The 25,953-nt window shown below is 53.3% G+C and carries 26 protein-coding genes and 1 tRNA gene; 15 read left to right on the top strand and 12 right to left on the bottom strand.

Annotation, left to right across the window (positions count from 1 at the left end; all coding sequences use genetic code 11):
* Window positions 1-14 precede the first annotated feature (14 nt).
* Both EDF78_RS05575 and rfaQ read right to left on the bottom strand, forming a co-directional pair.
* Window positions 15-1,154 (bottom strand): O-antigen ligase family protein, encoded by a 1,140-nt coding sequence (locus tag EDF78_RS05575; protein ID WP_229921001.1) that lies wholly within the window; start codon window positions 1,152-1,154, stop codon window positions 15-17.
* Window positions 1,155-1,234: 80 nt separating this feature from the next.
* The gene (gene rfaQ / locus EDF78_RS05580) at window positions 1,235-2,392 is read right to left on the bottom strand and encodes a putative lipopolysaccharide heptosyltransferase III (protein WP_243839419.1); all 1,158 of its coding nucleotides are present in this window, start codon (window positions 2,390-2,392) and stop codon (window positions 1,235-1,237) included.
* 388 nt (window positions 2,393-2,780) lie between these two features.
* Between rfaQ and EDF78_RS05585 the strand changes: the two genes are divergently transcribed.
* The 4 genes from EDF78_RS05585 to EDF78_RS05605 all read left to right on the top strand — a co-directional run bounded on the left by EDF78_RS05585 (window position 2,781) and on the right by EDF78_RS05605 (window position 5,285).
* Window positions 2,781-3,494, top strand: coding sequence for a DUF2461 domain-containing protein (locus EDF78_RS05585; protein ID WP_095925059.1), 714 nt, complete (start codon window positions 2,781-2,783; stop codon window positions 3,492-3,494).
* Between the two features lie 97 nt (window positions 3,495-3,591).
* A complete protein-coding gene (locus EDF78_RS05590; protein WP_095925058.1) occupies window positions 3,592-4,221 on the top strand; it encodes a DNA-binding protein in 630 nt (209 codons plus the stop codon).
* A 16-nt stretch (window positions 4,222-4,237) separates the two neighbouring features.
* Window positions 4,238-4,582, top strand: coding sequence for a DUF1294 domain-containing protein (locus EDF78_RS05595; protein WP_133822711.1), 345 nt, complete (start codon window positions 4,238-4,240; stop codon window positions 4,580-4,582).
* Between the two features lie 451 nt (window positions 4,583-5,033).
* Window positions 5,034-5,285, top strand: coding sequence for an XRE family transcriptional regulator (locus EDF78_RS05605; protein ID WP_119826691.1), 252 nt, complete (start codon window positions 5,034-5,036; stop codon window positions 5,283-5,285).
* Between the two features lie 325 nt (window positions 5,286-5,610).
* On the opposite strand, the gene EDF78_RS05615 is transcribed toward EDF78_RS05605, so the two are convergent.
* Genes EDF78_RS05615 through EDF78_RS05620 form a run of 3 tightly spaced genes read right to left on the bottom strand, consistent with a single transcriptional unit; the run spans window position 5,611 to window position 9,700 of the window.
* Window positions 5,611-5,907: a hypothetical protein gene (locus EDF78_RS05615; protein WP_131692664.1), complete on the bottom strand. Its 297-nt coding sequence runs from the start codon at window positions 5,905-5,907 to the stop codon at window positions 5,611-5,613.
* Window positions 5,904-6,065, bottom strand: coding sequence for a hypothetical protein (locus tag EDF78_RS25735; protein WP_166654442.1), 162 nt, complete (start codon window positions 6,063-6,065; stop codon window positions 5,904-5,906). The genes EDF78_RS05615 and EDF78_RS25735 overlap by 4 nt, the downstream gene beginning before the upstream one ends.
* 32 nt (window positions 6,066-6,097) lie before the next feature.
* Window positions 6,098-9,700, bottom strand: a complete 3,603-nt coding sequence (locus EDF78_RS05620) for a hemagglutinin repeat-containing protein (protein ID WP_243839420.1) — start codon at window positions 9,698-9,700, stop codon at window positions 6,098-6,100.
* A 136-nt stretch (window positions 9,701-9,836) separates the two neighbouring features.
* Between EDF78_RS05620 and EDF78_RS05625 the strand changes: the two genes are divergently transcribed.
* A complete protein-coding gene (locus EDF78_RS05625; RefSeq protein WP_242675555.1) occupies window positions 9,837-10,409 on the top strand; it encodes an RNA 2'-phosphotransferase in 573 nt (190 codons plus the stop codon).
* Here EDF78_RS05625 and EDF78_RS05630 read toward each other — a convergent pair.
* Entirely contained in the window at window positions 10,400-10,834 is a 435-nt protein-coding gene (locus EDF78_RS05630) for a hypothetical protein (RefSeq protein WP_013575348.1), read from the bottom strand. The genes EDF78_RS05625 and EDF78_RS05630 overlap by 10 nt on opposite strands.
* Window positions 10,834-11,730, bottom strand: coding sequence for a hypothetical protein (locus EDF78_RS25935; RefSeq protein WP_131692666.1), 897 nt, complete (start codon window positions 11,728-11,730; stop codon window positions 10,834-10,836). The genes EDF78_RS05630 and EDF78_RS25935 overlap by 1 nt, the downstream gene beginning before the upstream one ends.
* Before the next feature lie 188 nt (window positions 11,731-11,918).
* Here EDF78_RS25935 and EDF78_RS05640 point away from each other — a divergent pair, with 188 nt between their 5' ends.
* Together EDF78_RS05640 and EDF78_RS05645 are read left to right on the top strand one after the other, a co-directional pair.
* Window positions 11,919-12,131: a hypothetical protein gene (locus EDF78_RS05640; RefSeq protein WP_131692667.1), complete on the top strand. Its 213-nt coding sequence runs from the start codon at window positions 11,919-11,921 to the stop codon at window positions 12,129-12,131.
* Window positions 12,132-12,375: 244 nt separating this feature from the next.
* Complete coding sequence (locus EDF78_RS05645) at window positions 12,376-13,539, top strand: site-specific integrase (protein WP_133822712.1); 1,164 nt, start codon at window positions 12,376-12,378, stop codon at window positions 13,537-13,539.
* A gap of 15 nt (window positions 13,540-13,554) precedes the next feature.
* Here EDF78_RS05645 and EDF78_RS05650 read toward each other — a convergent pair.
* A tRNA-Arg gene (locus EDF78_RS05650) sits at window positions 13,555-13,631 on the bottom strand.
* Between the two features lie 146 nt (window positions 13,632-13,777).
* A complete protein-coding gene (locus EDF78_RS05655; RefSeq protein WP_133822713.1) occupies window positions 13,778-14,689 on the bottom strand; it encodes an L-lactate dehydrogenase in 912 nt (303 codons plus the stop codon).
* A 185-nt stretch (window positions 14,690-14,874) separates the two neighbouring features.
* Here EDF78_RS05655 and folD point away from each other — a divergent pair, with 185 nt between their 5' ends.
* Complete coding sequence (gene folD, locus EDF78_RS05660) at window positions 14,875-15,747, top strand: bifunctional methylenetetrahydrofolate dehydrogenase/methenyltetrahydrofolate cyclohydrolase FolD (RefSeq protein WP_095925051.1); 873 nt, start codon at window positions 14,875-14,877, stop codon at window positions 15,745-15,747.
* 32 nt (window positions 15,748-15,779) lie between these two features.
* Window positions 15,780-15,998 carry a ribosome-associated protein YbcJ gene (ybcJ, locus tag EDF78_RS05665; RefSeq protein ID WP_095925050.1) on the top strand — a complete coding sequence of 73 codons (219 nt, stop codon included), beginning with the start codon at window positions 15,780-15,782 and terminating at the stop codon, window positions 15,996-15,998.
* 84 nt (window positions 15,999-16,082) lie between these two features.
* On the opposite strand, the gene EDF78_RS05670 is transcribed toward ybcJ, so the two are convergent.
* The gene (locus EDF78_RS05670; RefSeq protein WP_095925049.1) at window positions 16,083-17,150 is read right to left on the bottom strand and encodes a DUF1176 domain-containing protein; all 1,068 of its coding nucleotides are present in this window, start codon (window positions 17,148-17,150) and stop codon (window positions 16,083-16,085) included.
* A 256-nt stretch (window positions 17,151-17,406) separates the two neighbouring features.
* On the opposite strand from EDF78_RS05670, the gene EDF78_RS05675 reads away from it, so the two are divergent.
* The gene (locus EDF78_RS05675; protein ID WP_119826701.1) at window positions 17,407-18,582 is read left to right on the top strand and encodes a hypothetical protein; all 1,176 of its coding nucleotides are present in this window, start codon (window positions 17,407-17,409) and stop codon (window positions 18,580-18,582) included.
* A 52-nt stretch (window positions 18,583-18,634) separates the two neighbouring features.
* On the opposite strand, the gene nudK is transcribed toward EDF78_RS05675, so the two are convergent.
* Both nudK and EDF78_RS05685 read right to left on the bottom strand, forming a co-directional pair.
* Window positions 18,635-19,225, bottom strand: a complete 591-nt coding sequence (nudK, locus tag EDF78_RS05680; protein ID WP_095925047.1) for a GDP-mannose pyrophosphatase NudK — start codon at window positions 19,223-19,225, stop codon at window positions 18,635-18,637.
* A gap of 72 nt (window positions 19,226-19,297) precedes the next feature.
* Complete coding sequence (locus tag EDF78_RS05685) at window positions 19,298-19,588, bottom strand: winged helix-turn-helix domain-containing protein (protein WP_095925046.1); 291 nt, start codon at window positions 19,586-19,588, stop codon at window positions 19,298-19,300.
* A gap of 331 nt (window positions 19,589-19,919) precedes the next feature.
* Here EDF78_RS05685 and acrD point away from each other — a divergent pair, with 331 nt between their 5' ends.
* From acrD to EDF78_RS05710, 5 genes are all read left to right on the top strand, one after another.
* Window positions 19,920-23,075: a multidrug efflux RND transporter permease AcrD gene (gene acrD / locus EDF78_RS05690; protein ID WP_095925045.1), complete on the top strand. Its 3,156-nt coding sequence runs from the start codon at window positions 19,920-19,922 to the stop codon at window positions 23,073-23,075.
* 436 nt (window positions 23,076-23,511) lie between these two features.
* Entirely contained in the window at window positions 23,512-23,895 is a 384-nt protein-coding gene (locus tag EDF78_RS05695; protein ID WP_095925044.1) for an ArsC family reductase, read from the top strand.
* Window position 23,896: 1 nt separating this feature from the next.
* Complete coding sequence (gene dapE / locus EDF78_RS05700; RefSeq protein WP_119826703.1) at window positions 23,897-25,024, top strand: succinyl-diaminopimelate desuccinylase; 1,128 nt, start codon at window positions 23,897-23,899, stop codon at window positions 25,022-25,024.
* Window positions 25,021-25,695 carry a M15 family metallopeptidase gene (locus EDF78_RS05705; protein WP_119826705.1) on the top strand — a complete coding sequence of 225 codons (675 nt, stop codon included), beginning with the start codon at window positions 25,021-25,023 and terminating at the stop codon, window positions 25,693-25,695. Before dapE ends, EDF78_RS05705 begins: the two co-directional genes overlap by 4 nt.
* Before the next feature lie 10 nt (window positions 25,696-25,705).
* A complete protein-coding gene (locus tag EDF78_RS05710) occupies window positions 25,706-25,891 on the top strand; it encodes a YpfN family protein (RefSeq protein ID WP_095925041.1) in 186 nt (61 codons plus the stop codon).
* The last annotated feature ends 62 nt before the right edge of the window (window positions 25,892-25,953 follow it).

Below are 25,953 nucleotides of genomic sequence, written 5' to 3' on the forward strand. Positions count from 1 at the left end.
AAGGCAGGAACAGGCTATTCCTGCCTTCGCTTCATGCCCTTCCCCGCCAGCACCGCCGCCATCACCATAAACAAATGGCCTTCCGCTGAATCGAGCAGGAAGGCGTTGAATAAGTGGCAGGCCATATAGGCAGTGAGTACCGCGATCATCAGGTTGCGGATGGCGACCGGCTGCCGCCAGGCTTCGCGGTAGCAATACGCCATCCAGACAAGAAACAATGCCAGCCCCGTCAGGCCGGACTGTACGGCTTCCAGCAGATACTGATTATGCGGATTATTAACCTGATAACCGGTATCCGGATTGCCGTACCAGAAACTGCCCGCGCCGTTCCCGAACCACGGCGAGTGTTTTATCAGCCGCAGCGATTTCTGGACAAACGCCGTGCGTTGCCCCATCGATGTTTTGCAGGCGTCGTAAGCATCGCCACCGGTCAGCGACAGACAATGGTGTATTTCTGCCACGCCGAGCACCACGCGTTCCGCCGCACGGTTGGGAATCAGCACCACCACGCAAATCACACACACCCCGCATGCCATCACGGCCAGACGCTGACGCCATCCCGAAGACAGCAACAGCCAGACGCCGGTGCCAACGACCAGCGCGACATAACCGGTGCGGCCTAATACCAGAAACAGCACGTCATAACTGGCCAGCACGACCAACACAGCATAGCCCGGTCGTCTGATCCCCCGATGGGCAAAGGCCCTCGACAGCCACAGCAGCGCCGCCAGCGCCATAAAGAAATTCTGCGTGATGTGCAGTTTAAAAACCGTCGGGTTCAGCGGACTGATATGCCCGATCGACAGGGGAAGAAGACCGGCCGCCAGACTGAGCAGCAATATCACGCCGTTTGCCAGTAAAAATCCGCTGACAAACCGGTTAAACGCCGCCGGGACGTTAAGGAAAAACAGCGCCAGCGGCAGGACATACAACAGCTTTTTGTACTTCTCCACCATCTCCGCGCCGTAATCCTGCGGTTGCAGAAAAACAGAACAGGCCAGCAGAGTGAACATCAGCGCAGGCAACCACACCAGCGGATGCCGGATGAGTCTGCGCAGATTTTTTCCGTCACGCTGCCAGAGAACACATAACAAGATGCTCCCCAGCGCAAGATGCATCAGGGCATTGGAGACCGGCAAGGACACGCCCAGCATAAAAGCCGCCGCGTTATCCGGTCGGATAAGATGACGACGGGCAGTGGAAGATGCAACAGCAGGAACGGGTGGGATCATGATCAACTCATTTCAGGTAAACAATTTTGTGATGTTGCCGGGCGGATCACCGGTGCGTTGAGCAATGCCAGACGGCGGGAAACCGCGGTAATCACATCCGCCACCGGAATGGCATCGAGGTATCGCTCCGCCGTACCGGTATCAATGTCCTCCGGCGACGGCAGCGGACGATAATTGCCTGCCCAGATCAGCGTGTGAGGTGCCTGCCAGGGATGCCATTGTCTGAGATTGCTGGGGCCAAAAAGGACAACAGAAGGTGTTTGCAGTGCGGCGGCCATATGCATCGGCGCGGAGTCCACGCCGATAAACAATTTGGCGCGGTCAATCAGTACCGCCAGTTCAGGCATGTCCAGTTTTCCGGCCAGATTGATAATGTCCTGCGGATAAAGACAGCCATCAAGGATCTGCCGGACAGTGTCGCGTTCTCCGGCGGAAGGGCCACCGGTGATCACCACCTTTTCGCCACGCTGCATCAGGTGATCAATCAGTTTGCTGTATGAGGCCATCGACCAGTTTTTGAATGCCCAGCGTGCAGACGGCTGGATCACGATATAGTCGGTAAGCGGTGTTTTCCCGCACAACCGCGCCAGATGATCAACGTCCCTCTGCCGGCAGGCCATCGTGACATCCGTAACCCTGTCGCGTAATGCCAGCGGCTGCAAAATGCTCAGGTTATTCATGACGGTATGCTGTGAAGCGTGCCGGGCGGTATCCACCAGCGCCGAGTGGCAAAACCGCCATAAAAGATTGTCACGCCGGGGATAACGAAAACCGATGCTGAATTTGGGATGGAGCTGGTAACAGTAAAATGCCGCCCGCCATTGATCTGACAGGTTGAGGATCAGATCGTAATGCCGTCCGCGCAAACTGTTCAGCAGCGCCCTCTCGCCGCGATATTGCTGCCTAAGCCCCTGTTGTTTCAGCGTCCGGTCAACGGTATAGGTGAGGTATAACGCCTTATTTCCCGCCAGCATCACCTCCGTGCCGCCATACACCAGCACATCAATCAGGGCGCGCGGATAGTTCGCTTTTAATGTGCTGATTAAGGGCGTGATCAGTAGCACATCACCAAAATGGCGGAGTTTTATCACCAGAATACGTGCCGGCGGGTCACGGTCTGGCAAGTCAGGGGAAAACACGATTTCTTCTCTGATGTCCATTTCAGTATCCATTCCGTCATGTCAAAAAAAGCGCAAAGCAATACCTTCCGACAGCAATCGAAATAATGTGAATCTCATAAGGTAAACACTTAATAAAGCGCGGCGATCTTATCGGCATAGAAAACAAAAAGATAATTGGTTAAACAGATCGAATTGATCAGACTGATCGGTGAAAACGATCAATCCATTACTCTTTATATGGGTTTGTGTAACAGAATGATTTAAGAGGAATGTTTAACAGTAAGCGGCGGGAGGATCCACGCGCTGGCCAATGTTCGCTTTGCGAAAGGTTTTCCAAATCTGTTGGCTTTTCGGCAGGCACCGAATAGGATCTGGCGTCAGGATTACCCTTATTTTCCACATTGGCAGTGATAAAGGTTCATCAATAATGACGACTCAGACATCTGGAAAGACGGCTCCGGCAGGGGCAATTTTTAGCGCCGACGGTTTGCAATTTCTCAATAAGCTCGCCCGGAACAACACCCGTGACTGGTTTAAAGCGAATCAGGATGAATACGAGAATACGCTGAGAACGCCCGCGCTGAAGTTTATCGAACACATGCAACCAGAGATTGTTGCCATTTCCCCGAGACTGACTGCCGTGTCTAAAAAAGTGGGTGGCAGCCTGATGCGCCCGCAACGCGACAGCCGTTTCAGCAAAGATAAAACGCCTTACAAAACCAATGTCGGCATTCAGTTTCGTCATTTTCAGGGGAAAGATGTTCACGCGCCCGGCCTGTATGTGCACATCGCCGAAGACGGTTGTTTTATTGCCGCAGGGATCTGGCATCCGGAATCGAAAGCGTTAAACGCGATCCGCGCCTGTATTGATGAGAATCCCAATGCTTATCAGAAAGCCCTGAAGACATTGCACGATAACGGTTTTGTGATGGATGGCGACAGCCTGAGCCGTCCGCCAAGAGGCTATGATAAAAACCATCCGCTGTTAGCTGAATTAAAACGCAAAGATTTTATCGCAATTAAAAACATCGCCTTTGAAGAGTTGTGCCGGTCGGATGTTGTTGAGTTTTGTGCTGAGCAGTTCAGACATTGCGCGCCGTTAATGGCTTATCTGTGTTTTGCCCTTGAGCTGGATTTCTAACGCCTCACGGTCAGGCTTTTTTGAAGGCTTCCGGTGGTGACCTGCCGCTGGTAAAGTAAACAACCGATACTGAAATGTGACCAGAAGGGAATTCGGTGTGACCGGACGCATTGATTACCAGATTGAAAAATATCGTTTTACTGAAACCACTGAATCCCCTCGCCTTATCCAGCAATGGAAAGATGTGATTGCCGAATGTCAGGAGAATAAGGCGGGTGCAGAGGAGCGTCTGCGAATTGCGCTGCTGAACGTCGATTACGTCACCAGCTTTGAGCTTCCTTTCCGGCTTCTGCTGACCCGTGCGCCGCAACTCATTGACCGTGTGCGCGATGAGTTGCAACTCAGCCAGAAAAACGTCCTGTTTAATGGCAAGCGTTTCGGCTGTGTCTACAGCCTGAAAATGGATCTGGGCGGGATACCGGACGAATTTCAGTACCATCTTGCCACCCGTATCCGGCGCATTAACGCGGCAGGCATCAATGAAGCCCCTTACCGGCAGATAGCGCAACAAACCAAAGCACCGCGCGATCGTCTCCGGTTAGCGCTCGAAGCCGGGCTGGAGGTCAATCCTCTGGACGGCCTGTTCTGGTTCGGGCTTCAGCGTATTGCTGCAGATGTCCTCCGGCTGAGAAAAACGGGGATGCCGGTCGCCACGTCTGAGGTTGAGGTATTTGATACCCTGACGGGGACGACAAGGCCGGTTCCGGCGTACAGGCTGAAAGTGTAGATATGCTGTCACTACGATGAATTTTAAGAATATTGTTTATCTGCTGTTAGCCTCAGCCGCTGCGGGCAGCGCATGCTTACCGCATCCGTTTGTGACGTGGTTCCTGATCGTCAATCTGCTGACGCTGGTGTTCTACGGTATAGACAAGCGGGCGGCATATAAAGCGAGAAGCAGGGTGCCGGAATTTACCTTGCTGCTGCTGGGTGTTGCCGGTGGCTGGATGGGGGCGATTGCCGGTCAGCAGCTTTTTCGGCATAAAACACAAAAACAGCCGTTCAGAACCTGGTTCGCCATCAGCGTGATAGTGAATCTGGTGATAGTGGCGGGCGTGAGCTGGCTGATGAGAGATTTTTTTCTTTGAAATGGTACGCCCTACAGGGCTCGAACCTGTGACCTACGGCTTAGAAGTTCTAAGAACCGTTTAATAAATCATTAAATTACCGCATGTAGCCTCACTCACATGTCCCAACATGCAAAAAGATGACAAACCTTGTTAAGGCTTGCCATTCCTTATACGTCCCATCTTTGTCTCACCCTTTCAACATGAAGTTATCCAGACTGTCATCAAACTCCATGATTCCCTCCTGGTTGCCCCTCGTCACTATTAAATACTCCATTCCTCGCCTGAGCGATACCGGCTCCTCGATAACAAACCCAAACCAGTCATCGTAAACCTGACCAAGCCAATACCCTCCACCATGCTCTTTGAGGTGCTGGAAGAAAACGTATGTGTCCGGCTTTGCCAGAAGAATGTGTAAATCTTCTGAGTATCTAATCAACCTGGAGCGCTTTCATGGACGAAAAATCCCTCTATGCCCATACCTACTGCGGATGCATTAGAAAAGCTGGCGATTGTTCTGCATGTCACTTCTGACTTTCTCTTATTCCAACCGGGCGAACGTGAACCTGAAGATGATGTGAAGTTACGTTTTGAAGCGCTGGCGGCGAGACCTGTCGAAGACCAGGAAATGGCTAAAGCGGTACTTGATGCGGTGATTGTAAAAAGCCAGATCACACAGAACGTGGCGCGCGTCAGCAAAGCGACGGCTAAAGTAAAGGACTAATGTAATTAGCGCGGTCAGTCAGTGTTACTAGCAGTGACTGACCGCTCACCACCACCAACTGGGCATGAGTTGATCATGACTGAACATGTTTCTACGTCATTACCCGCCACACTCCAAGCACGTCAGAGTATTGTGTTACCGCCCTAACCACGGACTGCGCGATCCGTATCCACAGATCCCCCTCAAGGGGCACTGGCTCGGGCATTTACCACCGGGCAGAAGCTTGAGGTGATCACGCAGCCGGGACAGCTGATCATCCGGCTAGCGGCTGAGGAGTGACCCGCTGGCGTATAAAGTAAAATCCCGGCTCGGTGGCCGGGATTTATTAATACTCAGAGTGATAAATAATATTATAACTGTCTCCAAGTTCTTCTTGAAGAAGACGCGCTAGTTTATGACCATCGTCAATAAATTGTTTTTCTTCCTCTTTGCTTTCAAAACCAGACGAAGCCGGATCATCTATATTGAGTATGGCATCATACCGTTCGGCCCATTCTCTAAGTCTATATTTTAATTCCGAAGATATTGGAAATTCTTCTGGCGAAATATCTCCATGGTCTTCTGTGGAAATATTCCATAATGGATGACATTGATAATCAGCCATTAATTTTATTTTTCTCATTTCACTGCCCCCCGTAAATTAGCACCTACGATATACCCGTTATTACCTACAGTGACAGCAATATTGTATCTTTTGCCATTTATCACGGTTTCATAGATTGGGCGACCAGTGCCAGTCCCTTGATAAACAACTATTTTACCATCAGTCACAGCTTTCATTACCACATCCGGAATACGTGCTTCTGACACACCTATTTGTGCAAATTGGCTACCATGCTCCTCGACAATATGCTGCAAACCTGCTTTAGAACTACCTTTTTCAAGGAAAATAATTTTCCCGCTGGAATCTTTTGCCGCACTAACAATGTTTTCAGGTGTAAATTTAATACCCTGAGTTGACATTTCTTTAAACAATGATTTAGTCGTGAAGCTATTTTTGCTATAAGAACAAGATCTTTACCCAGTACTCCAAGTGAAGCCACTGCGGCCTGGTTTTCTGGATCTGATATAAACGTCGCAAATTTCGTCCAAGCAGGACTATTAACATCTATTTTTTCCAGATCTTGTGCATTCCAGTATTGAACATAGATTTTAGCTTGCTCATCAGTCATCACGTCCGCACCAGGCAAATTTCCTACCCATTCTGGACGCTGTGCCATTTCCGAACCCATCTCAATGATCGGTTTGTCAACGTTCTGACAAAGCAAAGGATTCTCAGCGCATTTAGGATCGAGGGTTGCACTTTGCTCGTCACTGACTTTCTTCCACTTATCAATCACTGCCGTACAGTCACCACCGGAAGCTTTGCAACTCTGCATTTCTTTATCAAAAGCGAGTCCTTGATCTGCGCTTAGATAGTTATTCTCAACCGAAGTCTTCCCTGCAATCCCCGCAGTACCGGCTGCAACAGACGAATTCCCCGCCACGCCGCCTGCCAGTCCTGCGGCCAGCGTGCTCAAGGCACTCACATTCGCCTTTTGCTCATTCGTCAGGTTTTCCGGTTTTACTCCCGGATACAGCTCTTTCGCAATCAGCTGCGCCGCCAGTTCGCCGGTCGCCGCACCCGCTGCGCCTCCGGTCACGGAGCCGCCCTGCAGATAGGCAACTACCGCGCCGGCAAGGGCGTGCCCCGTAATATTCTCAGCCTGGTTAACGTTGCCTTTGGCGTCTGTGGTCGCCGCCTTCACCGCCAGAGACAGATAAGGGGCCAGCCCGCCCGCCAGCGCCTGGCTCATGTCGCCACCGGTTAAGCCTGCCAGCGCGCCTGATATCGCCGTGCCCGCCGTCCAGAACGGGCTGCCGATGCCGTATTTCTGCTCAGCAGCAACGTTTTCCGGTGAGTTCTCCAGCATCTTCTGCTGGTCGGCAGGCGAGGCATTGTTGTACTCCGCCGTGCCTGACAATCTTGCGAGTGCGTCACTTCGTGCATTCACCTGCGCCTGCATGACCACATTCTGCATCGTCTGGACGCCCACCTGGCTGATAGCCTGCGCCACGGCCTGATTTTCTTCTATTTTCTGCTTGTCGAAAATTTTATCGATATGCCCGTTGGCGTTCTCCGTATCACGGCTCAGCGTACTCACATCCTGCGTTTGCTGGCCGGTATCACGCACCGTAATGCTGCCATCAGCAACCGCTGAACGGGAGGTGCCCGATGCGCTGCCGCTGGCATTGGTCATCACCGGCAGCACACCCCCTGCATTGTGCCGCACGTCCCCCTGGTCTTTACTGGATGAGAAACCGGCGCTGACCCCGACGCTGCTGGCACTGTAGTTTGCCTTGTTCTCGATATCGTCCCAGCCCAGCGTCCCGGTATTCAGGCTGTTATTTGCCGCATCAGCCGTCGAGGCAATAACAGCGCCGTTCAGTTGTGTATGGTCACCGACGTAGATGTCATAGCCCTGATTACCGGCAAACAGCCCGCTCTGGTCGCCGACGCTGGCGTATTCACTTTGGGTTTTAGACTTGCTCATACTCAGGGAAGCGGAGCCCGTCATCGACCCAAAGGTGAAGCTGAATCCACCGCTGATGCTCTGCTGTTTACTCTGGTAGTCGTCGGTATCCTGCTGACTGGTGAGCGTCAAATCACGCCCGATATTTGCCGTGATTTTATCGCCCAACGCCTGCGCTCCGGAGAGTACGGTGTCACGCCCGCTGCTTAGCATCAGGTTATCTTTGGCATTTACGCGGGTATTGACGTATTCCGTCGTTTCACCGTCCGAGGAACCTTTCGCAGCATACCCATTACCCTGTACCCCAATGCCGGTTTCCTTACCCAGTGAGATATGCGCGCCGACACTCCAGCCGTTTGAACTGTCTTTACTCGTCTGTTTGCTGTTATTCGTCGCGGCCTGCAATAGCAGATCGTTCTGCGCAGCAAGCGTGACTTTATTTCCCGTCACACCGCTGCCGGTGATAGTGATATCACCGCTTTGCCCGTTGGCACCTGTCGAAACGATGGCAACATTACGTCCACCGGTAATCGTGCTGCCAGTGACCTGATTTTGTTCCAGTTCGGAAGTGGATTTACTTTTACTCGCACCGATATTGACCTGCAACTGGACCAGGTTGCCATCCACTTTGCCATTCATCAACTGAGACGCCTGCGTTGCGGTCCCGTCCATCGAGGACATCCAGCCCTGCTCCACCGCCTGCACGCCATACAGTGCTTTCATTCGGCCGTCGCCGGTCTGTGAGGCCTGTTTGGCAATGCTGGTGAGCGACAACAGCGCATCCGTCACCGGGCTCGACAGCGAGACCGTCAGGCCGCTTTGTTTCTGCTCGTAGATTTGTTTGCGGGTCAGCATGTCATTGCCGGGGTCAACCGTGACCGAGCCGCCGACGATGTTGACGTCATTTTTAGCGATCACATCCGAGCCACCGATATGCGCCTGTTCACCGGCAATCAGATTCACGTTGCCGCCGGTGCTGCCGACGGCACTGCTGCTCTGGCTCTGGGTGGTGCCGTCCTGATTGATTTGCTGACGCGAGGATTTGCTGCCGAACGTCACGCCCAGACCGCCTCCGCTGAACATGCCGCTGGTTTTTTTCTCACTCAGCCGGTAGCTGGACTGTTCCTCTGTCGCCGCCGCGATGTTGAGGTCTTTCCCCGCTTTCAGCGTCACATCCCCGTCACCGACCACGGACGAACCTTTGACCGTCAGGTCTTGCCCGGCAACAACTGACACCTTGTCGCCACTCAGCTGCGAGGCTTTCTCTGTGGTGGCATAGTCCTCAGCGACCGTGTGCGTGGTCGTGCCGGAGAACAGGTGTTTCTTGGTTTTCGTCTTCTCGTCGTAGGCGTAACTGCTCTCTGTGGCAGTATCAAGATTGACATCACGAGCGGCATTGACTGAGATGTTCTGCTTCGCAGTGACACTTGCGGCGTGAGCATTAACATCCTGACCCGCTCTAATTTGTGTACTTCCGCCGCTGACCACCGCTGTCCCTTCCTGCCCGACATTTTCACGGATACTCACGCTTTTACTGCCGTGGGTTTCGCTGTAGGTGCTGGTCTGCTGCGCGTTCAGGTTGACGTCGCGACCGGCGCTGAGTGAGGCGTTGAGGTCGGCGGTCAGTTGCGCCGCCTGCGAGTTAAGGTCGCGCCCGGCGCTGAGCGTCAGGTCGCCGCCGCTGCTCACCACCGTGCGGGTGGCGTTGTTGCTGTCAGTCTGATTTTTACCGCTGCTCTGATGGCTGCTCTTGTCCATCGTGTTGAGGTTGATGTCGTTGACTGCCGCCAGCGTGGCGTCGCCTTTGGCGGTGACGGCGCTGCCTGCGTGGTCTCCGGCAGATCTCGAAGACCATTCGTTCAGCAGGATTTTGAGTGCGCCAGCGATGTTTTTTAAAGTCAACGTCTGACGGAGTTTGAAGATTTAATTGGGATGTTGGGATTATGCAGAATTATGGGCAGGGACGTCTATTCAGTGTGCATTTCAAAACGTGGAAGAGACGTGTTTTGGGTGTGCTAATATCTCAGGCATCACACCCATGGCAAACATAATTAGGGCAATCATGGACAGCAAGATGCTTAACGAAATAAGTAAATTTCTAAGTTATATTTTACGTCATAAACCTGACACCATCGGATTGCAACTTGATGTAGAAGGCTGGGCAGATATCAATTCTTTGATTCTCGGCGCGGCGAAAGAAGGCCGCGTACTTGATCAGGCAATAATTCAGACAGTAGTAAATAGCAGTGATAAGAAACGTTTTACTCTCTCCGAAGATGGCCAGCGTATTCGTGCAGTTCAGGGACATTCTACACCAGACGTGAACCTTCAACATATGGAGAAAAAACCGCCAGAATTCCTCTACCATGGCACTGCAACACGCTTTTTTGAATCTATTCTTCAGCAAGGATTGATTGCAGGTTCACGTCACCATGTGCATCTATCACAAGACATAACCACAGCCGTAGCTGTCGGACAGCGATATGGAAAGCCTGCGGTGCTAAAAGTTGAAGCCCTGCGGATGCACCAACAGGGATTCAACTTTTTTCAGGCTGAGAATGGCGTATGGTTAACGAACCATGTCCCCAATTTTTTCATATATCAGGAATAGCCATTGTCTTTGTCTTCGACTTGCTCGGCTTTATAGCGGGAAGACTCTTCTTTGGCAGCACTAAACCATTCAGAGAAACCAGAATAAGACAAATTATCCCAAGGACTTAACTTCGGTTTTGAATAATCATAAATCCGGACACCCGTAGTGCCATCCTTACCTCCCCCATCAAAACAAGCAAGAACAACCCAGCCATCATTATACAGCCCTGACTCATCTTGAATAATTGCAAAGGGAACCAGGGCAGCCCCCGAAAACTTCAAAAGCATCGAGCTGTAATAAAAAAGAGATGTCGCCATATCTTTCGATAGAAGCCGCCAAGGCTCTATATCTAAAAACTCATCAGCTAAAACCACATCTAAGTAATCAACAGGGAATTCAAAACTATTGGGTAAAATTGGAAGGTCGTACAAAAAAGGCTTCATTATTTAGCACCTCCAGAAATACGTGGTGGTTCTGTTGAACCGTAAGGATTAGAAGTAGAAAACCCCCCTGACTGTTTGTTTATACGACCAGTAATGGCCTCACCCCAAGTATTAAAATTCTGCCACCCTCTAGCCTCTTGAATAGCTGGCGTCAATGGATCATCAAATCCACGGACGCTAGCTTTAACGTCGATCCCCGCCTCTCTGGCCGCGGCAATTCGAGTGTTATCCATGCTAGTCAGCTTGCCATCAGGCATTTTAACGACGTCAACTGGATCACCTTTCCAACCATTAGTCCGCATGCTTTGTACCAAATCGTCGTATGTGTAATTTTTACCCGTGTCTCGGTCAGTTTTATTGAATGAAAAGCTATTTTGCGAGAACCGAATATCATCCGCCGCATGGAATGTGACACTGCCAGCGCCTTTTGCACCCACATCGGCAGTAACTGACGTCGCTTTTCCTACTCCGCCAATCCCCGCCGCGCCCACCTGCGTCAGGCCGTAAATCCCTTCCGAGTACTGTGGAGAGACTCCCAACCCTTCCAGCAAATACGCACCGCTGGTTTTCTGGTTGACACCAGACAGGAAGGTGTTAAAGCCTGCATTAGCCGTATCTATCCCTGAGGCTGCCAGATAACCGCCTGCCAGGCAAGCTACACCCGCGGTGGTCGTGCATATTGCTGCCCCACCCACCGCCTGGAGTTCCCCGGCGGTAAATTGCGTCAGGCCACCTATACGCGTCCCCACACCGTAGTGGGATAGCGCATCCCCGGTTTGATCACTAACCGAATACCCGAACATCGGCAAACTGGCGCTGTCGATTTGGAATGGGGTATAGAGAAAGTGCTTGGTCAGGATGGCGATGTAATCATCGTAGCCAGTGGTCAGCGGCATGGTGATTACAATGGAATTAATAAGGATTTCTTCCGCCCTATCCGCTCACCTGAAGATGTGGCAAGGGATGAGGCTATAGAGCAGATGATTTCAATCTTGAACGAAGGAACATCTACACAAGATGATGCTCGTGATATCTACGACGCCATCTCAGCAGGCAAAATCCCCGGTGTAAAACTGGAGTAGACATGACCGAGGCAGAAAGAAACGCCCTGCGCTCCGCTGCGCGAAGATGTAGCGACGAACTCCACTCAGCAATAGCAGCAAATCCCAAAGCACCCTTCGACACCCTATCCGGTCCCATCATTAAAAAACACCATCAGCCGATTTCTCCCGCATACAGCCTGGCTCTGTTCATGTGGACTATTGGCTGCATCAATGGTCAGTTTGAAGAGAGGTAAGCATGGCAGATATCCGCATGGATGATGTGCTATTCGACCTGCCTGAAGCATCAGCGTTTCTCAAGAAATCCCCCCGCACCGTTCGCCAGTTAATTAAGGCTGGAAAGCTCATGGCCGGCAAGTCCGGAGCAAATGGTGGAGGGCGATTCGAAATCCTGAAGTCAGCATGTCTTGAATATATCCACAATCAGCAACACAATCAGGCCGTGAATGCAGGAGCCGGCCATACAGAGAGGAATACTGCATGGGGCTCAAACAAAGGTACGGCAACTGGTACTGTGATTTCGTTCGCCCGAACGGCGAAAGAGTTAGACGCGGCCTTGGCACGTCAGACAAGAAGCAAGCGCAGGAGCTCTTCGATCAGCTAAAGGCCGAAGCATGGGGAGTCGATAAGCTCGGTGAGATAGCCGAGCACACATTTGATGAAACTTGCCTGCGCTGGCTGACGGAAAAGGAACATAAGCGATCACTGGACGATGACAGGGCGAAGATTGAATTCTTCCTGGGTCATTTCTCCGGAAAGCCGCTATCCAGCATTACTGAGGATAAGGTGATGAAAGCGGTGGCAAGGATGCCTAACAGGAAGCACAAGCAGATATGGGAATCGCGCAGGGATGCAGCTCTGAGGAAAGGTAAGCCAGTCCCTGAGTACAAAGAGAAGATGATTTCAGCGGCCACGCGCAGCCAATACCTTTCATTCATTCGCGGATTATTTCGGATCGCCGCCGATGAATGGAAGTGGCTAAGCAAGGCACCTGTCATCAAGACGAGAAAGCCAATCTCCCGCCGCGTCAAATGGCTGACACGCGAAGAAGCATTAACGCTCATAGAATGCATGCCGGACAGCTTCAAACCGATTGTGATCTTCGCGCTGGCAACTGGACTGCGCAGGTCTAACATTTTGGATTTGGAATGGTCGCAGATTGATATGCAGAGGAAGGTTGCATGGATACATCCGGAGAACGCCAAAGCGGGCAAGGCTATTGGCGTCGCACTGAATGATACCGCATGCAAAGTTCTGAAAGAGCAGATTGGTCGTCACAACAAGTTCGTGTTTGTCCATAACTCAGCATGGCACCGCGCTGATGGAACAAAGACTGCTGAGGTGAGAAAGATGCGCGTTGATGATAACACGGCTTGGAGGACTGGTTTAAAGCGGGCAGGAATTACAGATTTCCGTTTCCACGACCTGAGGCACACTTGGGCAAGCTGGCTAGTTCAGGCCGGAGTGCCACTTTCTGCATTGCAGGAAATGGGAGGCTGGGAATCTATCGAAATGGTACGCAGGTATGCACACCTGTCACCAAATCACCTGACCGAGCACGCACGCAAAATCGATGACGTTATGGCGATTCATGTCACTAATCTGGCACTTTTGGATTTTGATGGTGAAGTGAAGAAGGCTTAACCACTTGATTTTAAATGGTACGCCCTACAGGGCTCGAACCTGTGACCTACGGCTTAGAAGGCCGTTGCTCTATCCAACTGAGCTAAGGGCGCATTGCGTGTCCCTTTCGGGAGCGTTGCGGGTTCGGATTATACGGGCAGACCGGGATGAGTCAATGGCTTTCGAACTCACTGCTTAATGCCTGAACAATTTGCAGATATTCCCGGGCTGCCTTGCAACGTTATGTGATCAGTATCGGCTATTTTTCGGATTTCAGCGCGGCAGCAATAACCCGCGCAGAGGCATGATAAGCCACACCTTCGTAAGCCGTCAGTTCCGGTTGCAGCGTCTGTACGATGCCTTTTTTGCCGATAACGGCAGGCTGACCGATATAGACGCTCAGTTCTTCATCCAGAGCAGACACGGGATAAATGCTGTGCGCATCGGACAAAATCGCATCCACCAGCCGCGCTGTTGCCGTCGCGATACCAAAACTGGTCCAGCCCTTCCCCTGCAAAATCTCCCAGCCACCGCCGCGTACGGCATCGTCCATTTTTGCCCAGTCGACGTCACGATCGCCCGCCAGCTCCGCTACCGGACGGCCGCCGAGCGTCACGGTGCTCCAGGCGACAAACTGTGATTCGCCGTGCTCGCCCATCACATAGCCGGTCACGCTTTTCGGATCGACACCGAAAAACTCGCCGACCACACGTTTCATGCGCGCGGTGTCCAGCGACGTGCCGGTGCCGAACACCTGGGTATCCGGGAAGCCGCTGGTCTGCTGAATAATCTGGGTAATGACATCGCACGGGTTGGTGATATTAACAATCACGCCGCCAAATCCGCTGGCGACCACGCGGGGAATGACCTCACGCACGGCGGCGCGGGTCTCGGCGAGTTCTTCGAGACGGTCTTCGCGCAGTAAGGTTTTCGGGCCGACGGCGATCACCAGCACATCGGCGTCATGCAGTTCGTGATAATCATTGGCAATCACCTGCACCCGGGAAGCCGTCAGCGAGGCCATATCGCGCAGTTCCAGCGCCTGACTGGCCGCCTTCGGTTCATTTTCATCCAGCAAGACAATCTCGTCACACAAGCCCTGCGTGACCAACGAGAATGCAACGTCAGCGCCCACATGGCCGGCACCGATGATCCCCACTTTGCGTGTCATTTATCGCTTTCCTTATGATTTAAAAAGAGTCATCTCTAAAATAGACACTTTTTTCGCCACTGTCTCAGGTTAAATTCTCACCCGCCCGTCATAAGTTATTCGCATTCAACGCCTGACAGCGTGCGCGGCTTCTGACAAAATAGGCGCATCCCCCTGCATTTATTAATTGATGGATTTTATCCCTGATGGCAGCAAAGATTATTGACGGTAAAACGATTGCGCAGCAAGTCAGAAGCGAAGTTGCGGCGCGTGTTCAACAACGACTGGCAGAAGGAAAACGTGCGCCCGGGCTGGCCGTGGTGCTGGTCGGTGAAAACCCGGCGTCACAGATTTATGTCGCCAGCAAACGCCGCTCATGCGAAGAAGTCGGGTTCATCTCGCGCTCTTACGATTTACCGGCCACCACCACTGAAGGTGAGTTGCTGGATCTGATCGAAAAACTCAATAACGACAGCGAAATCGACGGCATTCTGGTTCAGCTCCCACTGCCTGCCGGTATCGATAACATCAAAGTGCTGGAACGTATTCACCCTGATAAAGATGTCGATGGCTTCCACCCGTATAACGTTGGCCGTCTGTGCCAGCGTGCGCCGACGCTGCGCCCTTGTACGCCGCGCGGCATTGTGACGCTGCTGGAGCGTTACGGCATTGATACCTTCGGGCTGAACGCTGTGGTGATCGGCGCGTCCAATATTGTTGGCCGTCCGATGAGCATGGAACTGCTGCTGGCTGGTTGCACAACGACCGTCACCCACCGGTTCACCAAAAATCTGCGCCATCATGTTGAGAACGCCGATCTGGTGGTGGTGGCGGTCGGTAAACCGGGCTTTATTCCCGGCGAATGGATTAAACCGGGCGCGATTGTCATTGATGTCGGTATTAACCGTCTGGAAAGTGGTAAAGTTGTCGGCGATGTGGAATATGATGCCGCCGCTGAGCGCGCTTCCTTTATCACACCGGTGCCGGGCGGCGTTGGCCCGATGACGGTCGCGACGCTGATTCAGAATACCTTGCAGGCGTGCGAGGAATATCACGACATCAGCGCCAGTAAGCCTTAAACAATTTGCACTACACAATAAGTCAGGAACACATGGAAACTTTCTTTCTCGAAAAACACCCGCACGTAGAACTGTGCGACCTGCTCAAATTTATGGGCTGGTGTGACAGCGGCGGTACCGCGAAAGCGGTGATTGCTGAAGGCCAGGTCAAGGTCAACGGCAAAGTTGAAACCCGTAAACGCTGCAAAATCGTTGCTGATCAGAACGTTGAGTTCGCCAGCAACAAAGTCGTGGTGAAAGCGTCCGCGTAATTTTACGCCGACGATGCACTGCAAAAGAAAATGCCCTGCAAGCGAAAGCTCACAGGGCATTTTTTTATCCTCAGCGCGGGCGCCTTACTGCTGCGTCACCCACAACACCGGCCATTCGCCGCCGCTGCTGTAGCCGTCACAGGCTGGCTCTGAAGCAAACGCCGCCAGCCGGAACTGTTTGCCATCAAATACCCAGCGCGAGGAGACGCCACAATCGCCGACACCGCGCCCTTTATCGTAAGTGGAGAGCATGCCGGTTTTCGGGTCAAAGTCAGCGTTAATCAGTTCCGGCGCCCCGTCGTCTTCGCCCAGTTTGAACGGCATGGTCAGCGCCAGATCGTCCATTTTATAAGGTGTCTGACGCGAGACCAGAAAACCTAACGCATAGAGGTTATAGGCGCCCATGTCGCAGTTGACGGTCATCAGCACCTTGTCATTGCTCAGGGCAAAAATATGCACTTCGCGTTCGGAAGGGTCGAGACTGCAATCGTTATTTTCAATGGTCGTCGCGGCATTCTGAGTAATGGCGGAAATCTCAGAGTCAGATAATGCATGCGGTTCGCTGAAACGCGGAAGCACCGGTGTCGCCGGGATCGGCGGAACGCTGCTGGCAGGCTTTGAGCCGCGGCTTATCCACGCCGTTTTGCTGCCGACGCGCCCCTGCTGTGCATCAATCGCCAGCAGCGCGGCTTTGATGCCTTTCAGGGAAATCGCCGGTCTGACCGGCTGAGACGGATCCGTTTTACCCGCCAGCTGGATGCTGCTGCCTTCGCGGATCGCGGCGATAAAATCATTCACCACCAGACGGTTAGTGGTGGACAGGTGTTTTTTGCTGACATCCCATTCGCGGTGATTGAAGCTCAGCGTTTTACCGTTCATCTGCAGGCGGTTAGCCACCGGCGCTTCCGTCGTCTGTTCCTCACTGTTGCGCTGGAAATCAATGCTGACCGAGGCTTTGCCCTCCGGTCCGGCTTCACGGGTAATTTTCATCACCAGTTCCTGCCCGTCCTGTGAATTGCGGGCGGTACAGTGATTCAGGTTATCGCAGCTCAGTTGCCAGTCGTTATACATCGCCTGTAACGGCTCGGCCTGCGCGTTAAAAGCCAGCATTCCGGCCAGCAGGCATAAAGGGGCGGTTATCCATCTGCACATCATGATTTTCAGCTCTTTTCGACATTATCTTTCTGATAATAGCGTAACCGTCGCCACGACACTGCCAACAATGCAGCATTTTTTATTCGAAATTAGAAAGAGATACCCGGCCGGATTTGTTTTTTCGCAGACAATAATTTTTCATGACATATCAAATCCCAGAATGGTGACGCAGGGAAACTTTCAGTACACTGGCTGAGCCTATAACAAACAATAATGGCGCAAAGGATAAGATTCTTTTCTCTGGGAGATGCGGATGAAGTTATGGATATGGCTGATAGCGGTGCTGTCACTGCCCGCGCTGGCTGAAGAGCCGCCGCTGGTGTACACCGGTACGCTGGGCAAAACCAGCATTGTGGTCGAACTGGATTTAAACAAACCTGACGAGGTCACAGGCCGTTATTTCTACCAGAAATATCGTCTGGATCTGCCGCTGAACGGTACGCTTGACGGTCAGGATCTGAAACTTCAGGAAGGGCTGGATGATTTTGACGATACGCCGCGCCCTGAACTTTCACTGACGAAAGATGAAAACGGCGGCTGGCAAGGCAGCTGGACTAACCCGCAGGGCAAAACATTACCTGTGACGTTGAAACCGGCGCAACTCCCGGCGACGGCGGCGGACGACGGGTATCTCAGTTCGCTGATCCACACCGATCCGTACGAGTATTTGCGTTTATCCGCACTGGAACTGAAAGCGGGAAAAAGCGAAAACTTTATGGGTTATCAGTTGCAATGGTGGACTGAACCGCAATCGAAAATCAGTTTCTTTGAGATTATTTCCGGTTATCCGGAAGCCAGCCTGCCGGCGATTAATCAGAAACTGCGTGCCCGCCTGTGGCAGGAAGTCAGTGGCTGGCATGCCTGTATGCTCGGCGCGAGCCGTTTTGGTCAGGGCGAGTACCGGCAGACCGTCACGCCGGAATACCTGAGTACCGACGTGGTCAGCATCAGCGTATTTACGACTTACGACTGTGGCGGTGCGCATCCTGATTTCGGTGAAGCTCCCGTCAATCTGAACGCGAAAACCGCTGACACCCTGACGCTGGAAGACGTGGTCTGGGTCGGCGAAGGCGCGCCGTTCCATTATCTGAACACGGAAGATCACGCGCTTACCGGCAAAAACGATGTCGATTTCGACACCTTTGCACAATACCGCGAAAAGGCGTGGGCGCCGTGGCTGGTCAAACAACTGACCGCCGCCTATCCGCAGCAGATGAAGAAACCGACTGAAGAAAGCGATGATGATTGCGACTATTCGGATCCGTCGGTGTGGCAGTTCCCGGCATGGTATTTCACGCAAAAAGGGCTGTATTTCGATCCGACCTTTGCCCGTGTCTTACGCTCATGCGAAAGCCCGGAATGGTCCGTACTGCCGTGGTCAGCCATGAAAGGTCATGCAGGCAGTACCGCCATCAACATGGAACACTGAGACAACAAAGGCACCGCCGGTGCCTTTTTCTTTGGTACGTTTCGCGACTCTTTTATGCCAGCCAGCCCTGAATCTGCGCGTATTGCAGCAGCATGATGGTTTTGCCATCTTTGATGCGACCGTCTTTGATCATCGCCAGTGCCTCGCTAAACGGCACTTCCAGCACGTCGATATCTTCGTCTTCCACCCCGCCACCGGCGTTCTGACGCTGTGACTCATCGTATTCTGCCGCAAAAAAATGCACGATTTCGGTCACGCTGCCCGGCGACATATAAGCTTCAAACAGTTTATCGACCTTGCCCACCGCAAAACCGGTTTCTTCGATGGCTTCTTTACGGATGCAGTCTTCCGGTGAATCGTTATCCAGCAGACCGGCGCAGGTTTCCAGCAACATACCGGTCGGGTTGCCGTTGACGTAGGTCGGCATACGGAACTGTTTGATCAGCAGCACGGTTTTTTTAGGGCGGTTATAGAGCAGGATGGTCGCGCCGTTTCCCCGGTCATACACTTCGCGGGATTGCGGCTGACGTTCGCCATTACGTTTGATTAAATCGTAGGTGTATTTGCGAAGAACATACCAGTTATCAGAGAGTAACTGGTTTTGAACGTTTTCGATTCTGGATGACTTGCCATCAGATGACATAAAGCGTGCCTCCGCTCAGAAGTGGTGAGAGAAGCCAGACATCATAGCGGCATTACATCGCGTCCGCCAGATTCAGCCGTGCTCAATCGCACGCAGAAGCTGTTCGCGGTGACGCTCAATCCATTTTGCATCCAGTGGCCCCCAGCTGGAAAGCTGATAGTAACCGTCATTGTTACGTACGCCCTGCTGGATAAATTCCAGTTCGACGCCCATTCCCGGCAGCGCTTTCAGCACATCCTGCAAGGTACGACGCGGCCAGCCGGTGATTTCCATCAGTTTCGGTACGTTCGGTTTTGGTTCATTATCCAGCAGCCAGCAAAGATAGAGACGGCGGGCGAATACCGAATTTAACATCAAACTCATCTGAACGGCTCCAGTGTGGGATAGACGACTGCGTGTCATAAAAAAGCAGGCAGTGAAAGCGTAGACGGTTTCAGCGAACCCGTCTGAGAGATAACCCTGTATGCGGGGAGGCTTTTTTACATTATCTCCTTTATTTCTCCACGTTTTATGCAAGATGAACAGGTAAAGTGCATTGACGTAGAATACTACTCTAACACTTGCTCAGTCCCGCCGGGACAGTACCGCCTCTGAGAAGACACCGTCTCAGGGGATTTTTTTGTCAGATTCTGACGTTCTGTTTATTTGCTGATGTTAGTCACTCCCGCCTGAGTGACAACGAGGTTCCTGAAGCATGGCTAACTTTTTTATCGATCGCCCAATCTTTGCCTGGGTTTTAGCGATCATCATTTCGTTGTCCGGCGCACTCGCGATTTACTTTTTGCCGGTTGAGCAATATCCCGATCTGGCGCCGCCGAATGTCAGGATCTCCGCCACCTATCCCGGCGCATCAGCACAAACATTAGAAAATACCGTCACGCAGATTATCGAGCAGAACATGACCGGCCTCGATAACCTGATGTACATGTCCTCGCAAAGCAGTAACGACGGTAAATCACAAATCACCCTCAGTTTTACCGCCGGAACCGATCCGAATGAAGCGTTGCAACAGGTGCAGAACCAGCTGCAACAGGCACTGAAACGTCTGCCGCAGGATGTGCAGACTCAGGGCGTGACGGTGTCGAAAACCGGGGATACCAACCTGATGATGGTGGCGTTTGTTTCCACCGACGGCAGCATGGATAAGCAGGATATCGCCGACTATGTGGCCTCCAATATTCAGGATCCGCTGAGCCGCGTGCCGGGCGTCGGCAGCATCGATGCTTACGGTTCACAGTACGCCATGCGTATCTGGCTCGACCCGGACAAGCTGAATAATTACCAGCTGACCACCGCCGATGTGGTCACGGCAATTAAAGCGCAGAACAGTCAGGTGGCGGTCGGCCAGCTCGGCGGTGCGCCGTCGGTGGATTTTCAGGCGCTGAATGCCACCATTAACGCGCAGTCGCAGTTACAGACACCGGAACAGTTCCGACAGATCACGCTGAAAGTGAATCAGGACGGTTCGCAAGTCAAACTCGGCGATGTCTCCACCATTGGCCTTGGCGCAGAAAACTACAGTCTGCTCAGCCGCTATAACGGACAGGCCGCGTCAGGGATGGGCGTCAAACTGGCGTCCGGTGCCAACGAACTGCAAACCGATAAACTGGTGCGCGCCCGTCTTGAAGAACTCTCGCATTATTTCCCGCACGGGCTGAAAGCCGAAGTGGCGTACGAAACAACGCCTTTCGTGAAAGCGGCGATCACCGATGTGGTGAAAACGTTGTTTGAAGCCATCGTGCTGGTGTTCCTGGTGATGTATCTGTTCCTGCAAAACTTCCGCGCGACGCTGATCCCGACGATTGCCGTGCCGGTGGTGCTGCTGGGCACCTTCGCCGTGCTGCATCAGTTCGGCTACAGCATCAACACCCTGACGATGTTCGCGATGGTGCTGGCGATCGGCCTGCTGGTGGACGACGCCATTGTGGTGGTGGAAAACGTCGAGCGCGTGATGAGCGAAGAAGGTCTCAGCCCCAGAGAGGCCACGCGAAAATCGATGGGGCAAATCCAGAGTGCGCTGGTCGGTATCACCATGGTGCTGTCGGCGGTGTTCGTGCCGATGGCGTTCTTTGGCGGCACCACCGGCGCGATTTACCGCCAGTTCTCCATCACCATTGTCTCCGCGATGGTGCTGTCGGTCTTTGTCGCCCTGACACTGACCCCGGCGCTGTGCTCAACCATTCTCCAACCCATCGCGCAGGGACATCATCACGGCAAACGTGGCTTCTTCGGCTGGTTCAACCGCATGTTTGACCGCAACGCCCGTCGCTATGAAAACGGTGTGGCGCGGGTGCTGCGTAACAGCCTGCGTTACATGCTGGGCTATGCCGCGCTGGTCGCGGCGCTGGCGGTCATGTTTATCAAGTTGCCGACCTCATTCCTGCCGCTGGAAGACCGGGGTGTGTTTACCGTTCAGGTACAGCTTCCGCCAGGCTCAACGTTGCAACAGACGCAAAAAGTGGTGGAAAAGGTCGAGAAGTATTTCCTGACCGACGATAAAAAAGATGTGCTGTCGGTGTTCTCCACCATCGGTGCCGGTCCCGGCGGCAACGGCCAGAACGTCGCCCGAATGTTTGTGCGTCTGACCCCGTGGGATGAACGCACCGGCGCTGACGACTCCTCCTTCGCGCTGATCGAACGGGCGACCAAAGCCTTTAATAAGATCACCGAAGCCCGTGTTATCGCCAGCAGCCCGCCCGCCATCAACGGCCTCGGCAGCGCCACCGGCTTTGATATGGAATTGCAGGATCACGCCGGACTGGGGCATGACGCGCTGATGGCCGCACGCGATCAGTTACTGGACATGACGTCGAAAGACAGCAACCTGACCCGCGTCCGTCACAACGGTCTCGATGACAGCCCGCAGTTGCAGATTGATATCGATCAGGTGAAAGCGCAGGCCCTGGGCGTCGCCATCGCCGATATCAACAGCACGCTGAGCACCGCGTGGGGCTCAACCTACGTCAATGACTTCGTTGACCGTGGCCGCGTGAAGAAAGTCTACGTGCAGGCCGGCGCGCAATACCGCATGCTGCCGGACGATATCAACCGCTGGTATGTGCGCAATTCCGCCGGCACCATGGTGCCCTTCTCGGCGTTTGCCACCTCTTACTGGCTGACCGGCTCGCCACGTCTGGAACGTTACAACGGCTATTCCGCGCTGGAAATTGTCGGTGAACCGGCGACTGGCATCAGCAGCGGGACAGCGATGGATGATATGGAAAAACTGGTGGCTAAATTGCCGGTGGGGATTGGTCTGGAATGGACCGGTCTGTCGTATCAGGAAAGGCTGTCTGGCTCACAGGCACCGGCGCTGTATGCCATTTCGCTGTTAGTGGTCTTCCTGTGTCTGGCCGCATTGTATGAGAGCTGGTCCATTCCGTTCTCCGTGATGCTGGTGGTGCCGCTCGGCGTACTCGGCGCGGTGATTGCCACCTGGATGCGCGGGCTGGAAAACGATGTGTATTTCCAGGTCGGGATGCTGACCATCATCGGTTTGTCGGCGAAGAACGCCATTCTGATTGTCGAGTTTGCCAATGATCTGAATGTACGCGGAAAAGAGTTGCTGGAAGCCACGCTCGAAGCCTCCCGAATGCGTCTGCGACCGATCCTGATGACTTCACTGGCCTTCGTGTTTGGCGTACTGCCCATGGCGACCAGTATGGGTGCCGGTTCGGGCAGCCAGCACGCAGTAGGCACCGGGGTGATCGGCGGGATGATTTCGGCCACCGTCCTGGCGATCTTCTTCGTGCCGCTGTTCTTTGTGCTGATCCGCCGTCGCTTCCCGGGTAAAACGCCTCATCCGGTGATTGCCGATATCGTGGAAACCGTGCCAGACGGCCACAAATAACGGCCAACAAAAAAGGCGTTAATGTGAATTAACGCCTTTTTTATTATTGATTTACTGGCTGTGAGAATCGTCGCTAAATAGGACGTAATGGTCTTCCTGAACAAACGCTTTTTATAATGACGTGCTGACAGTGAGAATAAATCGTTTCTTTGCTTTGTCGGTAACGATGTGGGGCAATTACGCTTTCAACATACGGTCGATAAAGTCTTTCCAGTTGCCTAACTCTTGCTCTAACATTTTACTCCCCTTGATTGGACGCGGGCATTATACGTCTAATTTTTGACCGTGTAAAAACGCCGTTATTATTTTTTAAGCACGATCACAATCCCGCCCCGTCTGGATCCCGCCGGCGTTTTGCCTCATTATGTGTCTTATCCTTACGCCCGTTAACAGACGGGGGAAAAGTTCTTATTTTACTGACAGGTTACGTTTTTCTATGGCAACGACTTCCGCTCCAGGTTCTTTTATTCTCTACGGCATAAAAAATTGCGATACCGTTAAAAAAGCCCGCCGCTGGCTGGAAGAAAATGCGGTTGACTACCAGTTTCATGATTACCGGGTCGAAGGGCTGGATGACACGTTGTTGCAGACCCTGTTGAACAAACAAGGCTGGGAAGCGATGCTCAACACCCGTGGCACAACGTGGCGCAAACTTGATGACGCCACGCGCGCAGCCTGCGATAACGAAGCCAGCGCCAAAGCCGTGATGCTTGAACAGCCCGCAGTCATCAAACGCCCGTTTTTACTGGCTCCGGACGGCCAGTCTCTGCTGGGATTCAAACCCGAAAGCTATCAGCAATTCCTTGCACAGGTGAAATAACATGAGTTGTCCGGTTCTCGATTTAGCCCAACAGTTAATCCGCCGCCCTTCCCTCAGCCCGGACGATGCAGGCTGTCAGGACATTATGATTGCCCGCCTCGAAGCCATTGGTTTTCACGTTGAGCCGATGCATTTTGGCGATACGCTGAATTTCTGGGCAACCCGTGGCGAAGGCCAGACGCTGGCTTTCGCCGGGCACACCGACGTCGTGCCAACCGGCGATCACAAACTGTGGGTCACCGGCCCGTTTGAACCGACCCTGCGCGACGGCATGTTGTACGGTCGTGGCGCGGCTGATATGAAGGGTTCACTGGCGGCGATGGTGGTGGCAGCGGAACGTTTTGTCGCCGCCAACCCGAATCATCAAGGGCGTCTGGCGTTTCTTATCACTTCGGATGAAGAAGCCAGCGCCGTCAACGGCACCGTCAAAGTGGTTAACGCGCTGATGGCACGTCACGAGCGCCTCGATTACTGTCTGGTCGGCGAGCCTTCAAGCACCACCCGCGTCGGCGATATCGTCAAAAACGGCCGTCGCGGTTCCATGACCGCTAATCTCCACGTTCATGGCGTTCAGGGCCACGTCGCTTATCCGCATCTGGCAGATAATCCGGTACACCGCGCGATGCCTGCGCTGAACGAACTGGTGGCGACCGTCTGGGATAACGGCAACGAATTCTTCCCGCCGACCAGCATGCAAATCGCCAATATCAACGCCGGTACCGGCAGCAATAACGTCATTCCCGGCGAACTCTATGTGCAGTTCAATTTCCGTTTCAGCACCGAACTGACCGATGACATCATCAAACAGCGCGTGGCGGAATTGCTGGATCGCCATAACCTGCAATACACCCTGAACTGGGTGGTGTCCGGCCAGCCGTTCCTGACATCACGCGGTGCGCTGGTGGATGCCGTGGTCAATGCCGTGCGTCACTACAGTGAAATCACCCCGGAGCTGCAAACCACCGGCGGCACTTCCGACGGGCGTTTTATCGCACTGATGGGGGCGCAGGTGGTCGAACTGGGGCCGGTCAACGCCACCATCCACAAAATCAATGAATGCGTCCATGCTGCCGATTTGCAGGTGCTCAGCCGCATGTATCAGCGCATTATGGAACAGCTGGTCGCATGATCAGCCCCGAAATGCTGACCGGGCGCTCTGCCGCGCATCTGGTGACTCTGGGCGACGGCCCGCACCGCTTGCAGCAAGACGCGGCGCTGGCATTCGAAAAAATGCGTCAGGCCGCCCGTCAGGCCGGATTTGATTTGCAACCCGCCAGCACCTTTCGTGATTTCGATCGGCAACTGGCTATCTGGAATGGCAAATTTCGCGGCGAGCGACCAGTATTAGATAAGAACAGTCAGCCGGTGGAGATCAGCTCACTGACCACACCGGAACGTTGTGAACTGATCTTGCGCTGGTCGGCGTTGCCGGGCGCAAGCCGTCACCACTGGGGCAGCGATCTGGATGTGTACGATCCTTCGCGCTTACCGGCGGGTCAGTCCCTGCAACTGGAGCCGTGGGAATATGAAGAAGGCGGATATTTTTATCCGCTTAACCAATGGATGACAGCCCACATGGCGGAATTTGGTTTTTACCGGCCGTATGCCAAAGACCGTGGCGGCGTGGCTGTCGAGCCGTGGCACCTGAGTTTTCGTCCGCTGGCGGCGGAGTGCGAGAGATTGCTCACTCCGCAGGTATTAATCAGCGCCTGGGCCGGGAAAGACGTGGCCGCCGCTGACTGGTTAGCCCGTCAGATGCCGGTCCTGTTCCCGAGATTTATCGCCCTCTTACCCCTTTAAGGAGCACACCATGGAGTGGATTAAAGATTACTGGTGGATCGTTCTGATCATTCTGGTCGGCATGTTCATCAGCGGAATCAAAGAGCTGAACCGCGTAGATGTGAAGAAATACCTGAAAGATAAACCCGAAATCCCGCCACATCGCGACAACAATGCGCAGTGGGATGACGAGGATGACTGGCCAAAGAAAAAGTAATGTCCCTGCGGTAATTCCTCTGCGTTAATCAATATTAGTCGGCGGGTAATGTAGCCATTCTC

The organism is Rahnella sp. BIGb0236, assembly GCF_004364755.1.
Taxonomy (GTDB): domain Bacteria; phylum Pseudomonadota; class Gammaproteobacteria; order Enterobacterales; family Enterobacteriaceae; genus Rahnella; species Rahnella victoriana.